Source organism: Phytomonospora sp. NPDC050363 (genome assembly GCF_040655735.1).
Lineage (GTDB): Bacteria > Actinomycetota > Actinomycetes > Mycobacteriales > Micromonosporaceae > Phytomonospora.
Window position 1 is genome coordinate 121,392 of the sequence record NZ_JBFAKK010000001.1, and the last position, 17,072, is coordinate 138,463.

The 17,072-nt window shown below is 71.1% G+C and carries 17 protein-coding genes; 11 read left to right on the plus strand and 6 right to left on the minus strand.

Going from position 1 to position 17,072, the window contains the following annotated elements; genetic code table 11:
* The first annotated feature begins 103 nt into the window (after window positions 1–103).
* From AB0I28_RS00505 to AB0I28_RS00520, 4 genes are all read left to right on the plus strand, one after another.
* A complete protein-coding gene (locus tag AB0I28_RS00505) occupies window positions 104–1,450 on the plus strand; it encodes a hypothetical protein (RefSeq protein WP_357488518.1) in 1,347 nt (448 codons plus the stop codon).
* 8 nt (window positions 1,451–1,458) lie between these two features.
* Window positions 1,459–1,671 (plus strand): hypothetical protein, encoded by a 213-nt coding sequence (locus AB0I28_RS00510; RefSeq protein ID WP_357488519.1) that lies wholly within the window; start codon window positions 1,459–1,461, stop codon window positions 1,669–1,671.
* Window positions 1,672–1,727: 56 nt separating this feature from the next.
* Complete coding sequence (locus AB0I28_RS00515; protein WP_357488520.1) at window positions 1,728–1,943, plus strand: dodecin; 216 nt, start codon at window positions 1,728–1,730, stop codon at window positions 1,941–1,943.
* Between the two features lie 293 nt (window positions 1,944–2,236).
* A complete protein-coding gene (locus AB0I28_RS00520) occupies window positions 2,237–6,472 on the plus strand; it encodes a discoidin domain-containing protein (RefSeq protein WP_357488521.1) in 4,236 nt (1,411 codons plus the stop codon).
* A 46-nt stretch (window positions 6,473–6,518) separates the two neighbouring features.
* On the opposite strand, the gene AB0I28_RS00525 is transcribed toward AB0I28_RS00520, so the two are convergent.
* Genes AB0I28_RS00525 through AB0I28_RS00535 form a run of 3 tightly spaced genes read right to left on the minus strand, consistent with a single transcriptional unit; the run spans window position 6,519 to window position 8,583 of the window.
* Complete coding sequence (locus AB0I28_RS00525; RefSeq protein WP_357488522.1) at window positions 6,519–7,532, minus strand: GNAT family N-acetyltransferase; 1,014 nt, start codon at window positions 7,530–7,532, stop codon at window positions 6,519–6,521.
* Window positions 7,529–8,011 (minus strand): GNAT family N-acetyltransferase, encoded by a 483-nt coding sequence (locus tag AB0I28_RS00530; protein WP_357488523.1) that lies wholly within the window; start codon window positions 8,009–8,011, stop codon window positions 7,529–7,531. Before AB0I28_RS00530 ends, AB0I28_RS00525 begins: the two co-directional genes overlap by 4 nt.
* A 53-nt stretch (window positions 8,012–8,064) precedes the next feature.
* The gene (locus AB0I28_RS00535) at window positions 8,065–8,583 is read right to left on the minus strand and encodes a MarR family winged helix-turn-helix transcriptional regulator (protein ID WP_357488524.1); all 519 of its coding nucleotides are present in this window, start codon (window positions 8,581–8,583) and stop codon (window positions 8,065–8,067) included.
* A 58-nt stretch (window positions 8,584–8,641) separates the two neighbouring features.
* On the opposite strand from AB0I28_RS00535, the gene AB0I28_RS00540 reads away from it, so the two are divergent.
* Together AB0I28_RS00540 and AB0I28_RS00545 are read left to right on the plus strand one after the other, a co-directional pair.
* A complete protein-coding gene (locus AB0I28_RS00540) occupies window positions 8,642–9,493 on the plus strand; it encodes a hypothetical protein (RefSeq protein WP_357488525.1) in 852 nt (283 codons plus the stop codon).
* A 64-nt stretch (window positions 9,494–9,557) separates the two neighbouring features.
* Window positions 9,558–10,208, plus strand: coding sequence for a class I SAM-dependent methyltransferase (locus tag AB0I28_RS00545; protein ID WP_357488526.1), 651 nt, complete (start codon window positions 9,558–9,560; stop codon window positions 10,206–10,208).
* A gap of 6 nt (window positions 10,209–10,214) precedes the next feature.
* On the opposite strand, the gene AB0I28_RS00550 is transcribed toward AB0I28_RS00545, so the two are convergent.
* Window positions 10,215–10,934 (minus strand): transporter substrate-binding domain-containing protein, encoded by a 720-nt coding sequence (locus AB0I28_RS00550; protein ID WP_357488527.1) that lies wholly within the window; start codon window positions 10,932–10,934, stop codon window positions 10,215–10,217.
* Window positions 10,935–11,032: 98 nt separating this feature from the next.
* On the opposite strand from AB0I28_RS00550, the gene AB0I28_RS00555 reads away from it, so the two are divergent.
* The 5 genes from AB0I28_RS00555 (at window position 11,033) to AB0I28_RS00575 (ending at window position 15,391) form a co-directional block, all read left to right on the plus strand.
* Window positions 11,033–11,323 (plus strand): DUF427 domain-containing protein, encoded by a 291-nt coding sequence (locus AB0I28_RS00555; RefSeq protein WP_357488528.1) that lies wholly within the window; start codon window positions 11,033–11,035, stop codon window positions 11,321–11,323.
* A gap of 198 nt (window positions 11,324–11,521) precedes the next feature.
* Window positions 11,522–12,190 carry a DUF3500 domain-containing protein gene (locus AB0I28_RS00560; RefSeq protein WP_357488529.1) on the plus strand — a complete coding sequence of 223 codons (669 nt, stop codon included), beginning with the start codon at window positions 11,522–11,524 and terminating at the stop codon, window positions 12,188–12,190.
* 126 nt (window positions 12,191–12,316) lie between these two features.
* Window positions 12,317–13,489 (plus strand): DUF418 domain-containing protein, encoded by a 1,173-nt coding sequence (locus tag AB0I28_RS00565; protein WP_357488530.1) that lies wholly within the window; start codon window positions 12,317–12,319, stop codon window positions 13,487–13,489.
* 13 nt (window positions 13,490–13,502) lie between these two features.
* Entirely contained in the window at window positions 13,503–14,738 is a 1,236-nt protein-coding gene (locus AB0I28_RS00570; protein ID WP_357488531.1) for a sensor histidine kinase, read from the plus strand.
* Entirely contained in the window at window positions 14,735–15,391 is a 657-nt protein-coding gene (locus tag AB0I28_RS00575) for a response regulator transcription factor (RefSeq protein WP_357488532.1), read from the plus strand. The genes AB0I28_RS00570 and AB0I28_RS00575 overlap by 4 nt, the downstream gene beginning before the upstream one ends.
* Here the strand turns inward: AB0I28_RS00575 and AB0I28_RS00580 are convergent.
* Window positions 15,379–16,485: a hypothetical protein gene (locus AB0I28_RS00580; RefSeq protein WP_357488533.1), complete on the minus strand. Its 1,107-nt coding sequence runs from the start codon at window positions 16,483–16,485 to the stop codon at window positions 15,379–15,381. The two genes, AB0I28_RS00575 and AB0I28_RS00580, sit on opposite strands and share 13 nt — an antisense overlap.
* On the minus strand, window positions 16,482–16,988 hold the full coding sequence (locus tag AB0I28_RS00585; RefSeq protein ID WP_357488534.1) for a SigE family RNA polymerase sigma factor: 507 nt from the start codon (window positions 16,986–16,988) through the stop codon (window positions 16,482–16,484). Before AB0I28_RS00585 ends, AB0I28_RS00580 begins: the two co-directional genes overlap by 4 nt.
* Between the last annotated feature and the right edge of the window lie 84 nt (window positions 16,989–17,072).

The following is a 17,072-nucleotide window of genomic DNA, read 5'->3' on the forward strand; positions in this document are numbered from 1 at the left end:
AGATGGCGGTCTCGCCCCGCGAGAACGCCCCCGCCGCGTCACACTTGAGCGGCGAGGCAAGGGCATCGGCACGGTTGGCCGCTCGGACGGGGTGATCGCGAACGTGGACCGGAGCGAGCGGGAGACCGCCTTCAGGCTCTTCTACCTGGCCGAGATGCCCGCCCTCGTGGCCTTCGTGTGCCGCCTCGACCTCGGCCGCTTCCCCGACGGGCTCTTCCACGCCCAGCGGGCCATGCTCGATCTCTACCACGACTGGGAGTCGGCCACCGGCGCCCGGGCGCGTCTGCGACACGCCGTCTACCGATCCTGGCCCTGGGACGGCGTCAAGTCCTCCGAGCAGGCCCTGTGGATGCTCGCGGAGAACACCGGCGGCGCATCGGCCGCCGAAGACCTCTGGGAAGCCGTGGAGACCCTCGGCGAGGCCCCTGCCGGGCTCGACGAGCTGGCCTCCTCGGTCCCCTGGGACGCCGGCGTCGAGCACTGGTCAACCGGTGACCAGCCCGCCTGGCAGCTCCTGTCCCAGCTCTCGCTCACCGAGAAGGCCGTCCTGGCACTGCCCATCGACGGGTTCACACCCACTGAGATCGCCGCCGTCCTCGACGACGACATGGACTGGACCGCGCGGGAGATCCGCGACAAGCAGCGCTCACTCGCCCGGCGGCTGGAGTCCCTGCTGCGCGACGGGGACCGCGAGGCGCCCGCCACGCCCGCCGACTTCGACCGGCTCCTCCTGGCCGAGCACCGCTCGCTCATGGCCCGCCTGGCCGGGACCCTCGATCTCGCTGCGGCTCTCGACGCCATGCTCGCCCCCGAGGCGCCGGACGGGCCGGAGCGGCGGGGAAGGCCGCTCGTGGCCGAGCTCGCCGAACTGCTCGCGGCCCTCCCGCCGATCGTGGTCCTCTCCCGCCGCCGCGAGCTGACGGATCTGCTCGGCCTCCTCGGACGCGTGCGCGAGATCTTCGCCGGCAGTGTCCCCGCGTCGGGCACCAGGCCCGTCACCGATGAGGGCGCCCTGCGCGCCACCGAGGTGGACGGGCGGCTCGGCGCGGTCAACGGCCTCCCGTGGAACCTGACCTGTCTGGAAGGCGATCACGCCCACCAGATCAAGTCGGAGCTGACCGAGGCCCGCATGTCCCTCTACCGGACCGCGACGAGCTACGACCTCCCGGTCGGCGCCGCACCGCCCGAGGCGGAGTGGGACGTGGTCCGCGCTCATCTGTCCAATGTGTACGGCGAGCTCGGCGACGACTCCCCGATGGTCCTGCTGGACGCGGCGGTCAACGACTTCTGCGGCGCCGACCTGAGCTCCGCCGACCTCGACGAGCACATTGTGCGAGGGCTCAAGGGCGTGCGGTGGTCGGGTGCCACCCGCTGGCCCGAAGGATGGGTCGGACGCTTGGCGGACCTGTCCACCATGGACGAGTCGGGCCGCCTCGAAGTGCGCCACTGAGCCTGCGTGTGAGCGTTGGAAACCACGAACTCGTGGTCGTCTGCGGCATGGGCGGCAACCGTCGGAGCGCCTGCCGCCTCACCTTCGCCGGACCCGGACTCGACGGCGTCGTGATCCACCGCGCTCGGCTCGCCGGTCCGCTCGCACCGGCCGGACGGATCTCGTGGCAGGGTCCCGGCCGGCGGTACCCGCCGGACGGATCCCCGGTTTCGGCGCCCTGAACCGCGCCGGCGTGCCAGTCTGGGAGAAGATCCGCTCGTCGAACGAGGTGATAGCCATGACCAACACCTACCGCGTGACCGAGATCGTCGGCTCGTCGACGGAGTCGGTCGACGACGCGATCCGCAGCGCCATCAGCCGCGCGTCGCAGACCCTGCGCAACCTCGACTGGTTCGAGGCGACGGAGGTCCGCGGCCACATCGAGAACGGCGAGGTGGCGCACTTCCAGGTGACCGTCAAGGTCGGATTCCGCCTTGAGGAGTCCGAGGACTGAAACGCCCGGCGGCAATGCCGCCCCAGTGATCCGCGCTCGGCACGGTCCCGTCTCCCCGGCGGGGCCGCCTTCGGCGTGCCCTTCACCGCCCCTGTGTCCACCAGCGACATCAGCGCGTAGCAGTTCGTTGACGCGACCGAAGTGCGTCTGTAACATCTGGCCAACGACATGCAATTTTCGAACAAGTCAGAGTCTGAATCCAGATGGTGTCGTGCAACTTTCGCATCATCGGAGTTTCTGGTGCTTCCTTCCGCCCCACGGGCCCATGCCGGTCCCCACAAGACAGGAATGCCATGAGATCCAAGCGCAACCGGCGGCTGCTGGCAGTCGCCGTCATAGCGAGCCTGCTGCTCCCCGTCGCACCGTTAGCGGCCGAGGCCGCCGGCGGCCCCAACGTCGCCTCCGGAAAGCCCGTCTCGGTCAGCAGCACCAACGCCCCTCACAGCGCGGGCAACCTCGTCGACGGAGACCAGGGCACCCTCTGGGAGAGCGCGCGGGGCGCCTTCCCCGCGTGGGCGACCGTCGACCTCGGCTCGGTGACGAGCATCGACCAGATCGTTCTGAGGCTCCCGGCCGGCTGGGGCACCCGCACCCAGACCCTCTCGGTGCAGGGCAGCCCGGACGGCACGGCCTACTCGACCATCCTCGCCTCCGCCGAGCACACCTTCAGCCCGTCGGCGACGATCGCCTTCCCGCCGTTCACGACCCGCTACATTCGCGTCGACGTCACCGCCAACTCCGTCTCGCCGGCCGCGCAGATCGCGGAGGTCGAGGTCAGGCGGACCTCGACGGCGAGCGCCAACCTCGCCCTCGGCAAGACCGTGACGGCCAAGAGCCACGCCGACGTCTATGTCGCCGGAAACGCCAACGACGGTCAGCAGGCCAGCTATTGGGAGAGTGCCAACAACGCGTTCCCGCAGTGGCTCCAGGTCGATCTCGGCTCCGCCGTGGCGGTCAACCAGCTCGTCTTGAAGATCCCCTCGGGCTGGGGAGCGCGCACGCAGACCCTCGCCGTGCGGGGAAGCACCAACGGGACGACCTTCACCGACATCGTCGCCTCCGCCGGCCACGTCTTCGGGCCGGCGGCCACGATCAACTTCAACGCGGCGACGGTCCGCCACGTGCGGCTGGAGATCACCGCCAACACCGGCTGGCCGGCCGGGCAGATCGCCGAGTTCGAGGTCTACGGCCCGGGTACCGGCGACACGCAGGCGCCCACGGCGCCGTCCAGCCTCGCCTACACGCAGCCGGGGAGCGGGCAGATCCGGCTGACCTGGAACGCCTCCAGCGACAACGTCGGTGTGACCGGCTACGACGTCTACGCCAACGGCACGCTGCGGACCACCGTCAACGGATCCACGCTGACCTACACCGACACGCAGCCCGCCACCGCGACGGTCGCGTACTACATTCAGGCCAAGGACGCCGCCGGGAACATCTCACCGAGCAGCAACACGGTGACCCGCAACGGAAGCGGCGGCGACACGCAGGCGCCCACGGCGCCGTCCAGCCTCGCCTACACGCAGCCGGGGAGCGGGCAGATCCGGCTGACCTGGAACGCCTCCAGCGACAACGTCGGCGTGACCGGCTATGACGTCTACGCCAACGGAAGCGTGCGGGGCAGTGTCAACGGTTCCACGCTGACCTACACCGACACGCAGCCCGCCACCGCGACGGTGGCGTACTACGTGCGGGCCAGGGACGCCGCGGGCAACGCCTCGACGAACAGCAACACGGTGACCCGTAACGGATCGGGCGGTACGGCCACCAACCTCGCGGTCGGCAGGCCGGTCACCGAGAGCGGTCACGCCCACACCTTCGTGGCGGCCAACGCCGTCGACGACAACACCGCGACCTACTGGGAGAGCGACGCCCTCCCCGGACAGCTCACCGTGCAGCTCGGCGCCAACGCGGTCCTCGACCGCGTCGTCGTCAAGCTCAGCCCGGACTCCGCCTGGGGCAGCCGGACGCAGAACATCACCGTCCTCGGCCGCGACCAGGGCTCCACGGCCTACACCACTCTCGTCGGCGCGGCGAACTACACGTTCAACCCCGCGACGGCCAACACCGTCACGATCCCGCTCACGGCGACCACCGCCGACCTGCGGCTGTCCATCTCCTCCAACACCGGTGCGCCCGGCGGCCAGGTCGCCGAACTCCAGGTCTTCGGTGTTCCCGCGCCGAACCCCGACCTGACCGTCACGGGCATCTCGGCCTCGCCGGCCTCCCCGGTGGAGAGCGACTCCATCACCCTCAGCGCCACCGTCGCCAACATCGGCGACCGGTCCTCGGGCGCCACCAACGTCAACTTCTACCTCGGCACGCAGCTCGCCGGCACCGCGAACGTCGCGGGACTCGCCGCCGGAGCCCAGACGACCGTCTCGGCCAGCATCGGCACCAAGACGGCCGGGAGTTACCAGCTGACGGCGAAGGTCGACGAGGCCGACACCGTCGTGGAGAAGAACCAGACCAACAACAACTACACCCGGCCTGCCGCACTGGTCGTCGCCCCCGTGCAGAGCTCCGACCTCGTCGCCTCGGTGGCCTGGTCGCCCGGCAACCCCACGGCCGGCAACGCGGTGGCCTTCACCGTGACCGTCCGCAACCAGGGCACGGTCAACTCGGCCGGTGGAGCGCACGGCATCACCCTCACCGTCCGCAACGAATCCGGCGCGACCGTGCGCACCCTGACCGGTTCGGTCAGCGGGGTCATCAACGCCGGCGCGAGCGCGAGCCCGGTGAACCTCGGTACCTGGACGGCCGCCAACGGCCGGTACACGATCCGGGTCGTGATCGCCGCCGACGCCAACGAGCTGCCCGTCAAGCAGGGCAACAACACTTCCGACACCTCGCTGTTCGTCGGGCGCGGCGCGAACCTGCCCTACGACATGTACGAGTCGGAGGACGGCGTCACCGGCGGCGGCGCGACCACGGTCGGCCCCAACCGGACGATCGGCGACCTCGCCGGCGAGGCCAGCGGCCGCAAGGCCGTCACCCTCAACGGCACCGGCTCCTACGTGCAGTGGACGACCAAGGCGCCGACCAACACCCTGGTCACGCGCTTCTCGATCCCCGACTCCGCAGGGGGAACGGGAACGACCAGCAACCTGAGCATCTACGTCAACGGCGTGTTCCACAAGAACATCTCCCTGACGTCGAAGTACGCCTGGCTCTACGGGGCCGAGGCCTCGCCGGGCAACTCTCCGGGCATGGGCGCTCCCCGTCACCTCTACGACGAGGCGAACATCCTGCTCGACTCGACGGTGCCGCAGGGCTCGACGATCCGCCTCCAGCGCGACAACGGGCAGAGCGTGGCCACCATCGACTTCGTCAACCTCGAACTGGTCGCACCGCGCGCCAACCCCGACCCGGCCCGGTACAAGGTCCCGGCCGGTTTCACCCACCAGGACGTCCAGAACGCCCTCGACGCCGCCCGCCAGGACACCGGTTCCCTCGGCGTCTACCTGCCGGCCGGCGTCTACAGCACCGCCACGAAGTTCACCGTGTACGGCCGGGCGATCAACGTCATCGGGGCCGGCTCCTGGTACACGCGCTTCGAGACGCCGCAGGGGCAGGAGAACACCAACGCCGGATTCGACGTGCCGACCTCGGCGAACGGTTCGAGGTTCGAGGATCTGGCCTTCTTCGGCAACTACACCTCGCGCATCGACGGCCCCGGAAAGGTGTGGGGCGAGATGATGAACAGCGAGGATCTCACCATCAACCGCGTCTGGGTCGAGCACACGATCGTCGGCTACTGGGGAGTGCACAACGACAACATCACCATCACCAACTCGCGTTTCCGGAACACCTTCGCCGACGGGATCAACTTCACCAACGACACGACGAACTCGCTGATATCCAACAACGAGGGCCGCGGCAACGGAGACGACGCCTTCGCGCTGTTCTCCGCGACCGACTCCGGCGGCTCGGTCGGCAACCACGGCAACGTCTTCGAGAACCTCTCGGCGACGGTGACCTGGCGCGCGGCGGGTCTGGCGGTGTACGGCGGTTACGACAACGTCTTCCGCAACCTCTACATCGCCGACATGCTGACCTACTCGGGCATCACCATCAGCTCACTGAACTTCGGCTATCCCTTCGTCGGCTTCGGAACGACTCCGACGCGTTTCGAGAACATCTCGCTGATCCGCGCCGGCGGGCACTTCTGGGGCAACCAGACCTTCGGCGCCATCTGGTGCTTCTCGGCGTCGAAGGAGTTCCGCGGCATCCGGATATCCGATGTGGACATCATCGACCCGACCTATTCGGGGATCATGTTCCAGACGAAGTACCCCGAGAAGATCCCGGTCACCGACACCTTGTTCACCAACGTCCGCATCTCGGGCGCGCACAAGAGCGGTGATGCCTTCGACGCCAAGTCCGGCTTCGGCATCTGGGTCAACGAGATGCCCGAGGAGGGCCAGGGGCCGGCGATCGGTTCGGCGACCTTCACCGGACTGGTGTTCTCCGACAACTTCCAGAACATCAAGAACACCACGACCACGTTCACGCTGAACATCAACTGATCCCGCCCGCCGGGTCCCTCCACCGGAGGGACCCGGCGCGCGGCCGTCAGGCGTCGGTGCGCTGCATCTCGTGCATCAACTCGACGGCACGGAACCCGAACGAGGCGTTCACGTGCCGCATCGGCGCGTTCGACCCCGCCGTCCAGGTATGGACACGGGAGCGTCCCGGATGGCCGGCCTGCAGGATCTCAAGGTTGCGGGCCTTCATGGCCGCGCCGAGCCGGTGCCCGCGATGCGCGTCGATGACCAGGGTGTCGTCCTGATAGACCTCGTCGGGGTTGTGCTCGGGCGCGTACATCAGGCTGTAGCCGGCGAAGGCGCCGTCGGCGGCCCTCGCCGCAGTGGTGATCGAGACCATTCCGGAGGCCGCCAGCCGCGACTCGCTCAGCCGCAGGCGCTCGACGTCCCACACGATCGGTTCGTGGTCGAGGGTGCCGGTGGGGACCTCGTCGCTCATGGTCGTGCGCATCAGGGCGAAGGCCTCGACGTGCTCGTCGGGGCAGGCTCTGGTCCAGCCCACGAAGGAGTAGCCGGAGTGGGAGCCGGCCGAGCGCTCCTTGATGGCGGCGAGTGCGTCGTCGGCGACCGGCAGCTCCAGGATCAGCCGGTCCTCCTGGTGCTCGGTGGTGAAGCCGAGCCGCCGCGCGAACAGCGATCCGGCGAAGCGCTCGGGGCCCTGGTCCTGCGGAATGTTGACCTCGGCGGAGTGGACCGTGCGGCCCTCCGCGGTGGCCAGGCGGTGCCCGAACTCGAAGAGAGCGGTGCCGACGCCCCGGCGCCGGTACTCGGGCGGGACGTTGACGTCCCACTCGGCGAGCCGGAGGTTCTCCTTGAGCGGCAGGGCGAGGTCGAGGGTGCCCAGGACGGTCCCGTCGGCGCCGTACGCGGCGTAGGCGGTGCGCCTCCTCGACGGGTTCGGGGTGCGCAGCGAGGTCGCGAACTCCTCGTAGGCCTGGATCAGGGGGTGGACCCGGTCGGCGGCCGCACCGGCCCGCATGGCCGTGTACCAGGCGCGCAGGGCGATCTCGTCGTGCGGATCGACTACGCGGACGTCGCTCAACCTCGCTCCTCGGCGGCGGTGCCGCGGGTGAGGCGGAAGTGCGCCATCTCCAGTCCCGGGACGGGGGAGGACGTTCCGGTGGGCGTGAAGCCCGCGCGGGTGTAGAGGGTGACGGCGGGAACGTTCGCCGCGCCCGTGGAGACCAGCACGTCGCCGTCGGTCTGCGTGGTGAGCAGGTGGTCGAGCAGTTCCCGGGCCAGGCCCTTGCGGAACCATCCCGGGTCGACGCAGAGCCGGTCGATGTCGACCTCGCCGGCATCGGTGCGCGCCCAGGCGATGAAGGCGACCGGCAGGCCGTCGGCATCGCTCGTCGCGATCCAGCGCAGCGGCTCGGCGCGCATCTCGGTCAGGGACTCCGACAGGGCGGGAATGCCGTCGAAGCCGATGATCGCGGCTTCCACCGCGTAGGAGCGCCGACCCACTTCGTGGACGGCTCGGGCGACGCGCTCGTCGCCGAGTTCGATCTCGCTGGGACGCATCGGGACACGCTAGCCCGTCACGGCGCCGAGGGCGAGCGAGTTCCGGTGCGCCCTCAGCTCTCCCGCCCGCCCCCACAGGCGGGCTCGGACTCCACGGCCGACACGAGCTTGCGCAACAGGTCGGCGAGGATCAGCCGCTCCTGCGGCGGCAGCGCCGACAGCAGCCTCAACTCGTCGTGCTCCTCGGCGCCGATGTGCTGCTCGAAGGCCCGGTGCCCGGCCTCGGTGAGCACCACACCGACCCGCCGCCGATCCCGGGTGTCGTGCGTCCGCACGATCAGCCCGGCCTCCTCCAGCGGCGCGAGCCGCGCCGAGAGGGCGCCCCTGGTGAGACCGACCAGGTCGGCGAGCTGTGAGGGACTGGTCGTGTACGGGGCGCCCAGACCGCGCAGCCGCAGCAGGATCTTGAACTGCCAGCGCAGCAGCCCGCCCTCCGCCAGCACCGCGCTGCGCGTCTGCGCGGTGTGCCGCGCGAGGATGGCAAGCCGCATGAAGATCGCCTCCTTGACCGGATCCATCCCCTCGATCTCGCGCGCCCACAAGGCGACGTGCCGGTCGACCGAGTCGGTCATCGCCGCCTCCGAAGTAGTTTTCTTGTGGATGGTTTTTGCCCTGACTACCTTCCCCAGCATGACCGAGACAGCCCTGAGAGCCCATACCGCCGTCGCCGTCGACGACCTGATCACCGCCGCCGCCGAACTTGCCAGGTCCGGCCGCTCCGAGACCGCGCTCGCCCTGCTCGACGCCGCCTCCACCGAGGCGCCCGAGCACCGGGCACGCCTCGCGCTGGCCGCGGCCGAGGCCGCGCTCGACGCGGGCTGGTTCAAGGGCTTCGACGCCGCCACCACCCGGCTCGGCGAGGCCGCCGCCGTCGCCGGCGACCTCACCGCCGACGCCCGCTGGGACCTCGACTTCCTGCGACTGCGGCACGACTACGCCCGAACGGTCCTCGGCGACGGCGGGTTCCGCCCCGGACCCGATGGCAAGGATCCCGAGGAGATGACCGGCCTGCGCGCCAGGGCCGGTGAACTGCGCGACCTCGCTCCCGACCTCCGCCGGCGCGGATGGGTTCACCACTACCTGGGCCTGATCTCCGACAACGTCTTCGGCGAGGCTGCGGCCGCCCCGGCGGACTACGAGGCGGCCCTCGCGGCGGGCGAGGAAAGCGCCGACGACCTCCTGACCAGGGAGGCCCTCCGCCACCTCGGCGACCACGCCCACACCCGGGGCGATCACGCCCTCGCCCTCGAACTGTGGCGCCGCGCGACCTTCCTCGGCGCCCGCGCCGGAAACGTCCCCGGCACCCTCTCGCAGCAGATGCTGCTCGCCGTGTCCGCGCGAGACACCGGCGACGAGGCGGGTGCGCGGGCGCTGGCCCGCGAGGTCGCGCGCTGGGCCGAAGCGCTGGGCGCGCGGCGCCTCGCCGACATGGCGAACGGGTTCCTCGGCGGGCAGGACCCGACGGCCGAACCCGAGTCCTGAGACGAGGTGCGGCGGGCCGGTGCGAGCGGCACCGGCCCGCCGCCGTCGCCTACTGTCCACGGTCATGTCCGAACCGTCGTTCCTCACCGCCACCCGCGCGTCGTACGACGCCACCGCATACGAGTACGTCGACATGATCGGCGACAGCCTCGACAGCATGCCCTTGGCCCGTGCCCTGTTCGGCGCCTTCGCCGAACTGGTGCGCACCGGGGGAGGGGGCATGGTCGCCGACGTCGGCTGCGGACCGGGTCACGTTACGGCTCTGCTGCACGGACTGGGCCTCGACGTGCTCGGTGTCGACCTGTCCCCGGAGATGATCGCCCTCGCCCGGCGCCTGCACCCGGGGCCGCGCTACGAGGTCGGCTCGATGCTCGCCCTCGACCTGCCCGACGCCTCACTGGGCGGCCTGCTCGCCTATTACTCGATCATCCACATTCCCCGGGAGCTGCGGGCCGAGGTCTTCGCCGAGTTCCGTCGTGTGCTCGCGCCGGGCGGGCAGCTCATGCTCGGTTTCCAGGTGGGGGACGACACGAACCACCGTGACGAGGTCTTCGGCAAGCCGGTGAACCTCGACTGGCACCGGCAGCGTCCCGAGGAGATCGCCGTTCTGTTGCGGGAGGCGGGATTCGAGGAACGGGCGACCGTCGTCAGCCCGCCGGAGGCCGTCGGCAAGCCGCCGCACTGCCATCTTCTGGCCTACCGGCCCGGTGCCTGACCCGTGTCAGGCCGTGGCCACCAGGCTTTCGGACTGCCCGGCCCGGCGAAGGGACTCGGCGACGAAACCGCCAGCCCGTAGCTCCTCGACGAGATCGCGCAGGAACGCCGTCGTCTCCGGGCGGCGCGTCCTGGTCGTCCCGACGGCCTGGCGGATCTCCATGAAGCGCTCGTCGATGAGCCGGAGCCCGGGACGCGCGGCGACGTAGGCGGCCATCGGCTGCCGGATGCCTGCGGCGACCTCCAGCCCGAGGTCCTCGAACACGTCGACGCCCTCCTCGTCCCGCACGATGCTCGCGTTCCGGAGGGTGCGGGTCAAGAAAAGGTCGTACGCCGAGCCCTCCTTGACGCCGACGCGCACGCCGGGACGGTCGACGTCCGCGGGAGTGGTCAGGCCGGAGTCGCGCGAGACGGCGTAGACGCCCTCGATGACCACATAGGGCGCGGTGAAGGCGACCTCGGCCTCCCGCGCGGGTTCGACGGCGAGGAAACAGATGTCGGCCAGTCCGGCGGCCATCGCCTCATAGGACTTGCGGGCGGCGTCGAAGCACAGTGTCTCCAGCGGCACCGCCAGCCGCGCGGCGATCTCGCCCGCGATGTCGACGGTGATCCCGCTCGGGTCCTGCGGGGTGCCGCCGGCCAGAACCGGGTTGCCCAGGTTGATCGAGGCGCGCAGGACTCCTGTCGGGGCAAGGTCGGCGGCGATGGCGGGAGTGGCTGTGATCATGGCGGTGAGGCTAGCCGAACCCGCATTCCCGTCGAGTCGGCGTCGGCCGCGTCGCCTCCGGCATAGGGTCGATGCGATACCCACGAAAGGCAGGACCGATGACCGTACGCGCGACCTGGAACGACGCCGTCCTCGCCGAGTCCGACGACACCGTCGTCGTGGAAGGCAACCATTACTTCCCGGCGAACGCGATCAAGCGGGAGCTGTTCAGCGAGACCTCCACGCACACCGAGTGCCCGTGGAAGGGAACCGCCTCGTACTACACGATCACGGTCGACGGCGAGGAGAACACCGACGCCGCCTGGTTCTACCCCGAACCCAAGGCCGAGGCAGGCAATATCAAGAACCACGTCGCCTTCTGGAAGGGCGTCGAGGTCACCGAGGGCTGACGGTCCGACGGTGCGTCCCGCGGTGAAAGACCCGCGGGCGCACCGTCCGTTCGGCGCGTGTTCACCGCCCGCCCGGTCCATGACCAAAGCCGCATCCACCAACGAAGCGGACCCGGCCCGGGCCGATCCGGGCCGGCTCCCAGCGATCGTTCATCCGGCACGCATCCGGGCTTAAGCCTGGTGGGTCACCGTATGGGCATGAAGGGCTATGTCGCACCCGCGCCGGACGACCACGTTACCGAGGCACTGACTGCCACGAGGGCGCTCCTGCGGACCGGCGTCGGCGCCGTCCAGCGCATGTCGCGCCGACGGCTCCGGCTGGCCGGCCCGGCCGTCGGCGGCGCCCTCACCGAAGGCTTCTACGGCTTCCACGCCACCGGCGTCTCGACCGCCGGCATCGTCGCGAGCGGCCGGGAACTGCTCTCCTCGCTCGAACCCGAGATGCGGGCGCGGACCCTGTCGGACGTACCGTGCGAGGCCTGGCCGCGCTGGAGCCGGGCGAGCGCGCACCACCGCACCGGGCTCGCCGTCCCCGACATCGGCCCGGCCGCCAGGCGCTCGGCCCTGGAGCTGATCGACACCGCCATGTCGCCCGCGGTCCTGGGCGAGACCTCCGAGATCGACCGCCTGTACCGACTGGCCACCTGGAGCCTCGACGACACCGGCCTCGACTACGGCCGGGTCATGGTCGTCGGCGCCCCTTCCCCGTCGAGTCCCTGGGGCTGGCAGGTACGCGGGCGGCAGCTGACGGTGAGCTGCTTCGTCCACGGAGACCAGCTGATCCTCATCCCCGTGTCCGCCCGTCTCGCCGCCTCGCACGAGGGCGGCCTCGCCACCACCGGGACGCTCAGCCGGCTCGCGGCCTGATCCGCATCAACCGGACGGTGGACGCGGGTCCACCGCCGGCGCCGTCTGCGGATCGACCGGCCGGTCGATGGAACCGCCGCACCGCGCCCAGAGGATGGGGGAAACCCCGATCCCCAGGAGCGCCACATGCCGCCGTCCACAAGCGACACCCTGCCCAGACCCATCGCCGACGCCGAACGCTCACTGGCGCCCGACCTCGGCCGGGGCCTGATGCTCGCGCTTGTTGCGCTGGCCAACTCGGTCATCTATCTCTACGACCGCCCCTACGGGCCCCGCCAGCACATCGTCGAGCACGACACGCTCGACCGCGTGGTCGCCTTCCTCAACACCGTGCTCGTCGAGATCCGCGGCTACCCCCTGTTCGCGGCCCTGTTCGCCTACGGCATCGTGCGCGCCCACATCCGCCACCGCTCACGCGGACTCGACGACCTCGCCGCCCGCCGGCTCCTGCGCCGGCGCGGCCGCTGGCTCATCGTCTTCGGCGCAGCCCACGCCGTGCTCCTCTTCTCCGGCGACGTCCTCGGCCTTTACGGGCTCCTCGGCATGGTCCTGCTGGCGATGCTCAAGGTCGGCGACCGCGCCCTCCTGATCACCGGTGCCGCCTGGCTCGCCGTGTGCGGACTGGTGCAGGGACTCGTCTACAGCGACTCCGGACCCAACACCGAACGGACCTTCTTCTGGTCCTTCGCCGTCGACGACGTCCCCCTCGCCATAGCACTGCGCGCCGTCGAGTGGATCTTCACACCCCTCGGCCTCGCGGGCGTGTTCAGCGCGGCCCTCGCCGGCATGTGGGCAGCCCGCCGCGACATCCTCGGCGCCCCGCGGGAGCACCGCGGACTCCTGCGCCGGGTCGCGTTCACCGGCATCACGGTCTCGACCGCCGGCGGCGTGCCCATGGGCCTGATGGTGGCCGGCGTGTGGACCGAGACGGGCTTCCTCACCGACTACCTCGCCTCCGCGCTGCACGTCATCACCGGCGTCGCCGGCGGCCTGGGCTACGCCGCCCTCATCGGCCTCGCCGCCATCCGCCTCGGAACCCGGCGCGGACCCGTCGCCACCGCGCTCGCCGCGTGCGGGCAGCGCTCGCTCACCTGCTACCTGCTCCAGTCGGTCGCCTTCGCGGCCCTGTTCGCCCCCTACACACTCGGTCTCGGCGCACGACTCGGCTCGGCGGCGACGGCGGGCGTGGCCATCGCGGTGTGGCTCCTGACCGTCGCCATCGCCGAGGCGATGCGCCGCACCGGCCATCGCGGTCCAGCCGAGACCCTGCTCCGCCGACTCAGCTACCCGAAGCCCTGAGAGACTTCCGACCGTGACGGTGACCGTTGAGCAGACCGGCCGGCGCGAGCACGCCTGGAACCGGGCCTGGGCCCTCATCGCCCTGGCCCTGCTCATCCCGACCGCGATCATCGGCCTGTTCCAGGCCGCCGGCCAGGCAGAACGCGGCACCGTCCTCGCGCTCGCGGCGGGCCTGGCGGCCTGGCACGGCTGGTGGATCCTGCGGCACCCGCAATGGTGGGAGCGGGCCGTGATGCCGATGCTCGCCTACTTCACCGGCGTGGTGGGCTTTCTGTGGATCCTGGTCGGCCACGACCCGATCTTCCTCATCGCCGTCCTCGGCTACTTCCCCATGGCATTCGTGGCCCTTCCCGGTGCCTGGTCGTACCCGGGCGTGGCCGCCCTCGCCCTGCTCACGGCCCACAGCGATCCCGCGAGCCTCCTTCGCGGCGAACTACCGGCCCAGGGCTGGACCACCGTCGCGGTCACCGCCCTGGCCGGTGGCGGCGTGGGCGCCATGATCCGCGCCGTCGAACGCGAGGCGATCCGCCGCCGCGAGGCCAACACCGCCCTCACCGCGGCCAACGCCGAGCTCGTCGCCCTCGCCGCCGAGAACGCCGAGCTCCAGGCCCGGCTCGTCGCGCAGGCCCGGCGTGCGGGCGTCGCCGCCGAGCGGGCCCGGATCGCCCGCGACATCCACGACACGGTGGCTCAGGGCCTCATCGGGATCGTCACCCAACTGGAGACCGCCGAGGCGCAGTCCGCCGCCGGCGACCCCGCGCGCCACCGGCTGGCGACGGCCCGGGACCTCGCCCGCGACAGCCTCGGCGAGGTGCGCCGCTGCGTCGAGGCCCTGCGGCCCGGCCCGCTCGACGGCGCCGACCTCACCGAGGCGATCGAGCGCGAAGTCGAGCTGTGGCGCCACCGGCACGACATCCCCGCGACCCTCACCGTCACCGGCACGCCCCGCCCGCTGCCGCCCGAGGTCGAGGAGGCGATCCTGCGCGCCTGCCAGGAAGCCCTGGCCAACGTCGCCCGCCATGCCCGGGCCGGTCTCGCCGGCGTCACACTGTCGTACATGGAGGACATGGTGGTCGCCGACGTCCGGGATGACGGGGACGGCTTCGATCCCGGCGGCACCGGCGGCTTCGGACTCGTGGCAATGCGCCAGCGGGTCGACGCCCTCGGCGGGAACGTCCACGTCGAATCCGCCCTGGGCACGGGCACCGCCGTCAGCGTCGACATCCCGCTGAAAGGCCCGGCCTCATGACTCCGCTGCGACTGCTCATCGTCGACGACCATCCCGTGGTCCGCGACGGCCTGCGCGGAATGCTCGCCACCCAGCCCGACTTCGACGTGATCGGCGAAGCCGGCTCGGGACGTGAGGCGCTCACCCTGCTGGCCGGCACGCGGGCCGACGTCGTCCTCACCGACCTGCGGATGCCCGAACCGTCCGGCGCCGCCTTCATCCGCGAACTCGCCGAGCACCATTCCCACCTGCGGATCCTCGTGCTGACCACCTACGACAGCGACGACGACGTGCTCCCCGCCATCGAGGCCGGAGCCGTCGGGTACCTGCTGAAGGACACCCCGCGCGAAGCCCTCTTCACGGCCGTCCGAGCCGCCGCGCGAGGGGAGAGCACCCTGTCACCGGCGGTCGCGACGAGGCTCCTGCACCGGCTGCGGACCCCGGCGGCGCCCTCCGTCCTCAGCGCCCGCGAGCTGGAGGTGCTGCGCCTGGTCGCCGGGGGCGGCTCGAACAAGGCCACCGCCGCGGCGCTGTTCATCAGCGAGGCGACCGTCAAGACCCACCTGCTGCACATCTACGCCAAACTCGGCGTCGGCGACCGGGCCGCGGCGGTATCGGCCGGCTACGCGCGCGGCCTGCTCACGATCCCGCCGGAGGCGCCTCAGGGCCCGTAATAGGTCAAGATGATCCCGCCGGGCAGATCCGCGCGGGCGACGGGCTCGGTGCCCTGGCCGTCGACGGTGCAGCGGACCAGCTCGTCACCGCCTAGCTCGACGACCACCGCCTCGGGAGCGACCCAGGTGACCGGATCGTCGTCGGCGCCGCAGCCCGCGCGCACGACCCAGGGCCGCGCCTGCGGAACATCGTCGACGCCGAGGAAGCCGCTGCCGCCCAGCGCGAGCCAGCGGCCGTCGGGCGACATCGGCCCGAACCCCCGCTCGTAGCTCCAGCAGGCGAGGCTCCCGGTCACATCGGGATCGGCGATCGGACTGCGCAGCGTCTGGCAGTCCTCGCCGGCCTCCCCGTCGGTGCCCACGCGCGTGGTCAGCAAAAGGTTCTCGGCGGTCACACCGAGCACCCTCCCCGGCTCGTCGACCCACGGCGACGAAGGCGTGCCCTCGGCGAACGGACTCCAGTTCGTCCAGACGTTGTGACCGGAGTCCGTGGCGGTCACGATCACGTCCTCGCCCGCCCAGACCAGCGGGCGCTCGCCGTCCTCGGTGACCTCGCGCGGGGTCTCCCACTCGATGCCGGCGGGGGTGAGCGTCACGACCTCGATGGTCTTCTGGTCCGGGGCGAGCCAGGCGATGTGCGACCCGTCGCGGGAGATCGCGTACTCCATCACCTCGCCCTCGGCGACGACGACGCTGGCGCCTCCGCTGTAGAGGACGCGGGAGTCGTTGTCGCCGTTGAGGAACCAGCCGGCCGGGATCTTCGCTCCCCGGCTCCAGTACCCGCCGGTGTCCGGCATCGGGTAGACGCGGCCGTCGGCGGTGTGGAGCGCGTCGCCGCCGAGCACGTCGGCGCCCAGGGAGGCGAAAGTGCCGGGTTCGGGAGGGGGAGCCTCGGCCACGGGCGCGGGGGAGGCCGTCTGGTGCAGGCCGACGTAGGTCACCGGCGCCAGCACGGCGAGCGCGGCGATGACCGGTACGACGGTCATGCGGAAGGCGCGGCGACGGCGGTCGGCGCCGCGGATGGCGGTGTCGGCGTCGAGGTAGAAGTGCGCCTCGGAGGCGGTGTCGGCGAGATCGTCTCGCAGTTCTCTCACAGCACCGGCTCCATCAGGTGGTCTGGGGTGGGCAGGGTTCTCCGCAGGCGTGCCAGGCCGTTCGAGGTGTGCCGCTTGACCGTTCCGGGGGTCACGCCGAGGGTAACCGCGATGTCCTTCTCGGACATGTCCTCGAAGTAGCGCAGGACGATGACGGCGCGCTGCTTCGGTGGCAGACCGGCCAGCGCCGCGCGTACGGCGAGGCGGTCGGTGACCGGCCCGGCGGTGTCCTCGACCGTCGCGGTGGGCGGCGGGGAGGCGACCGGGTATTCGTGGCGGCCGCGCCGTCGCCACCAGGACACGTGGTGGTTGACCATGATCTTGCGGACGTAGCCTTCGGGGTTGCCGTCCTTGATCCGGTGCCAATGCCGGGCGGCCTTGGTCAGCGCCTCCTGGGCGAGATCCTGCGCACCGGCGTGTTCGCCGCACAGCAGGAAGGCGGTACGCGAGAGGGCCGCTCCACGGGCGGCGACGAACTCGCGGAAGCCTTCGTACCGGTCCATCGGCGCACCTCCTCCACCTCTAAACCCGCCAGAGGCGTGTGAGGTTGACCGAATCGCCGGAAAAATCGCTGCGTCGTAGCGGCG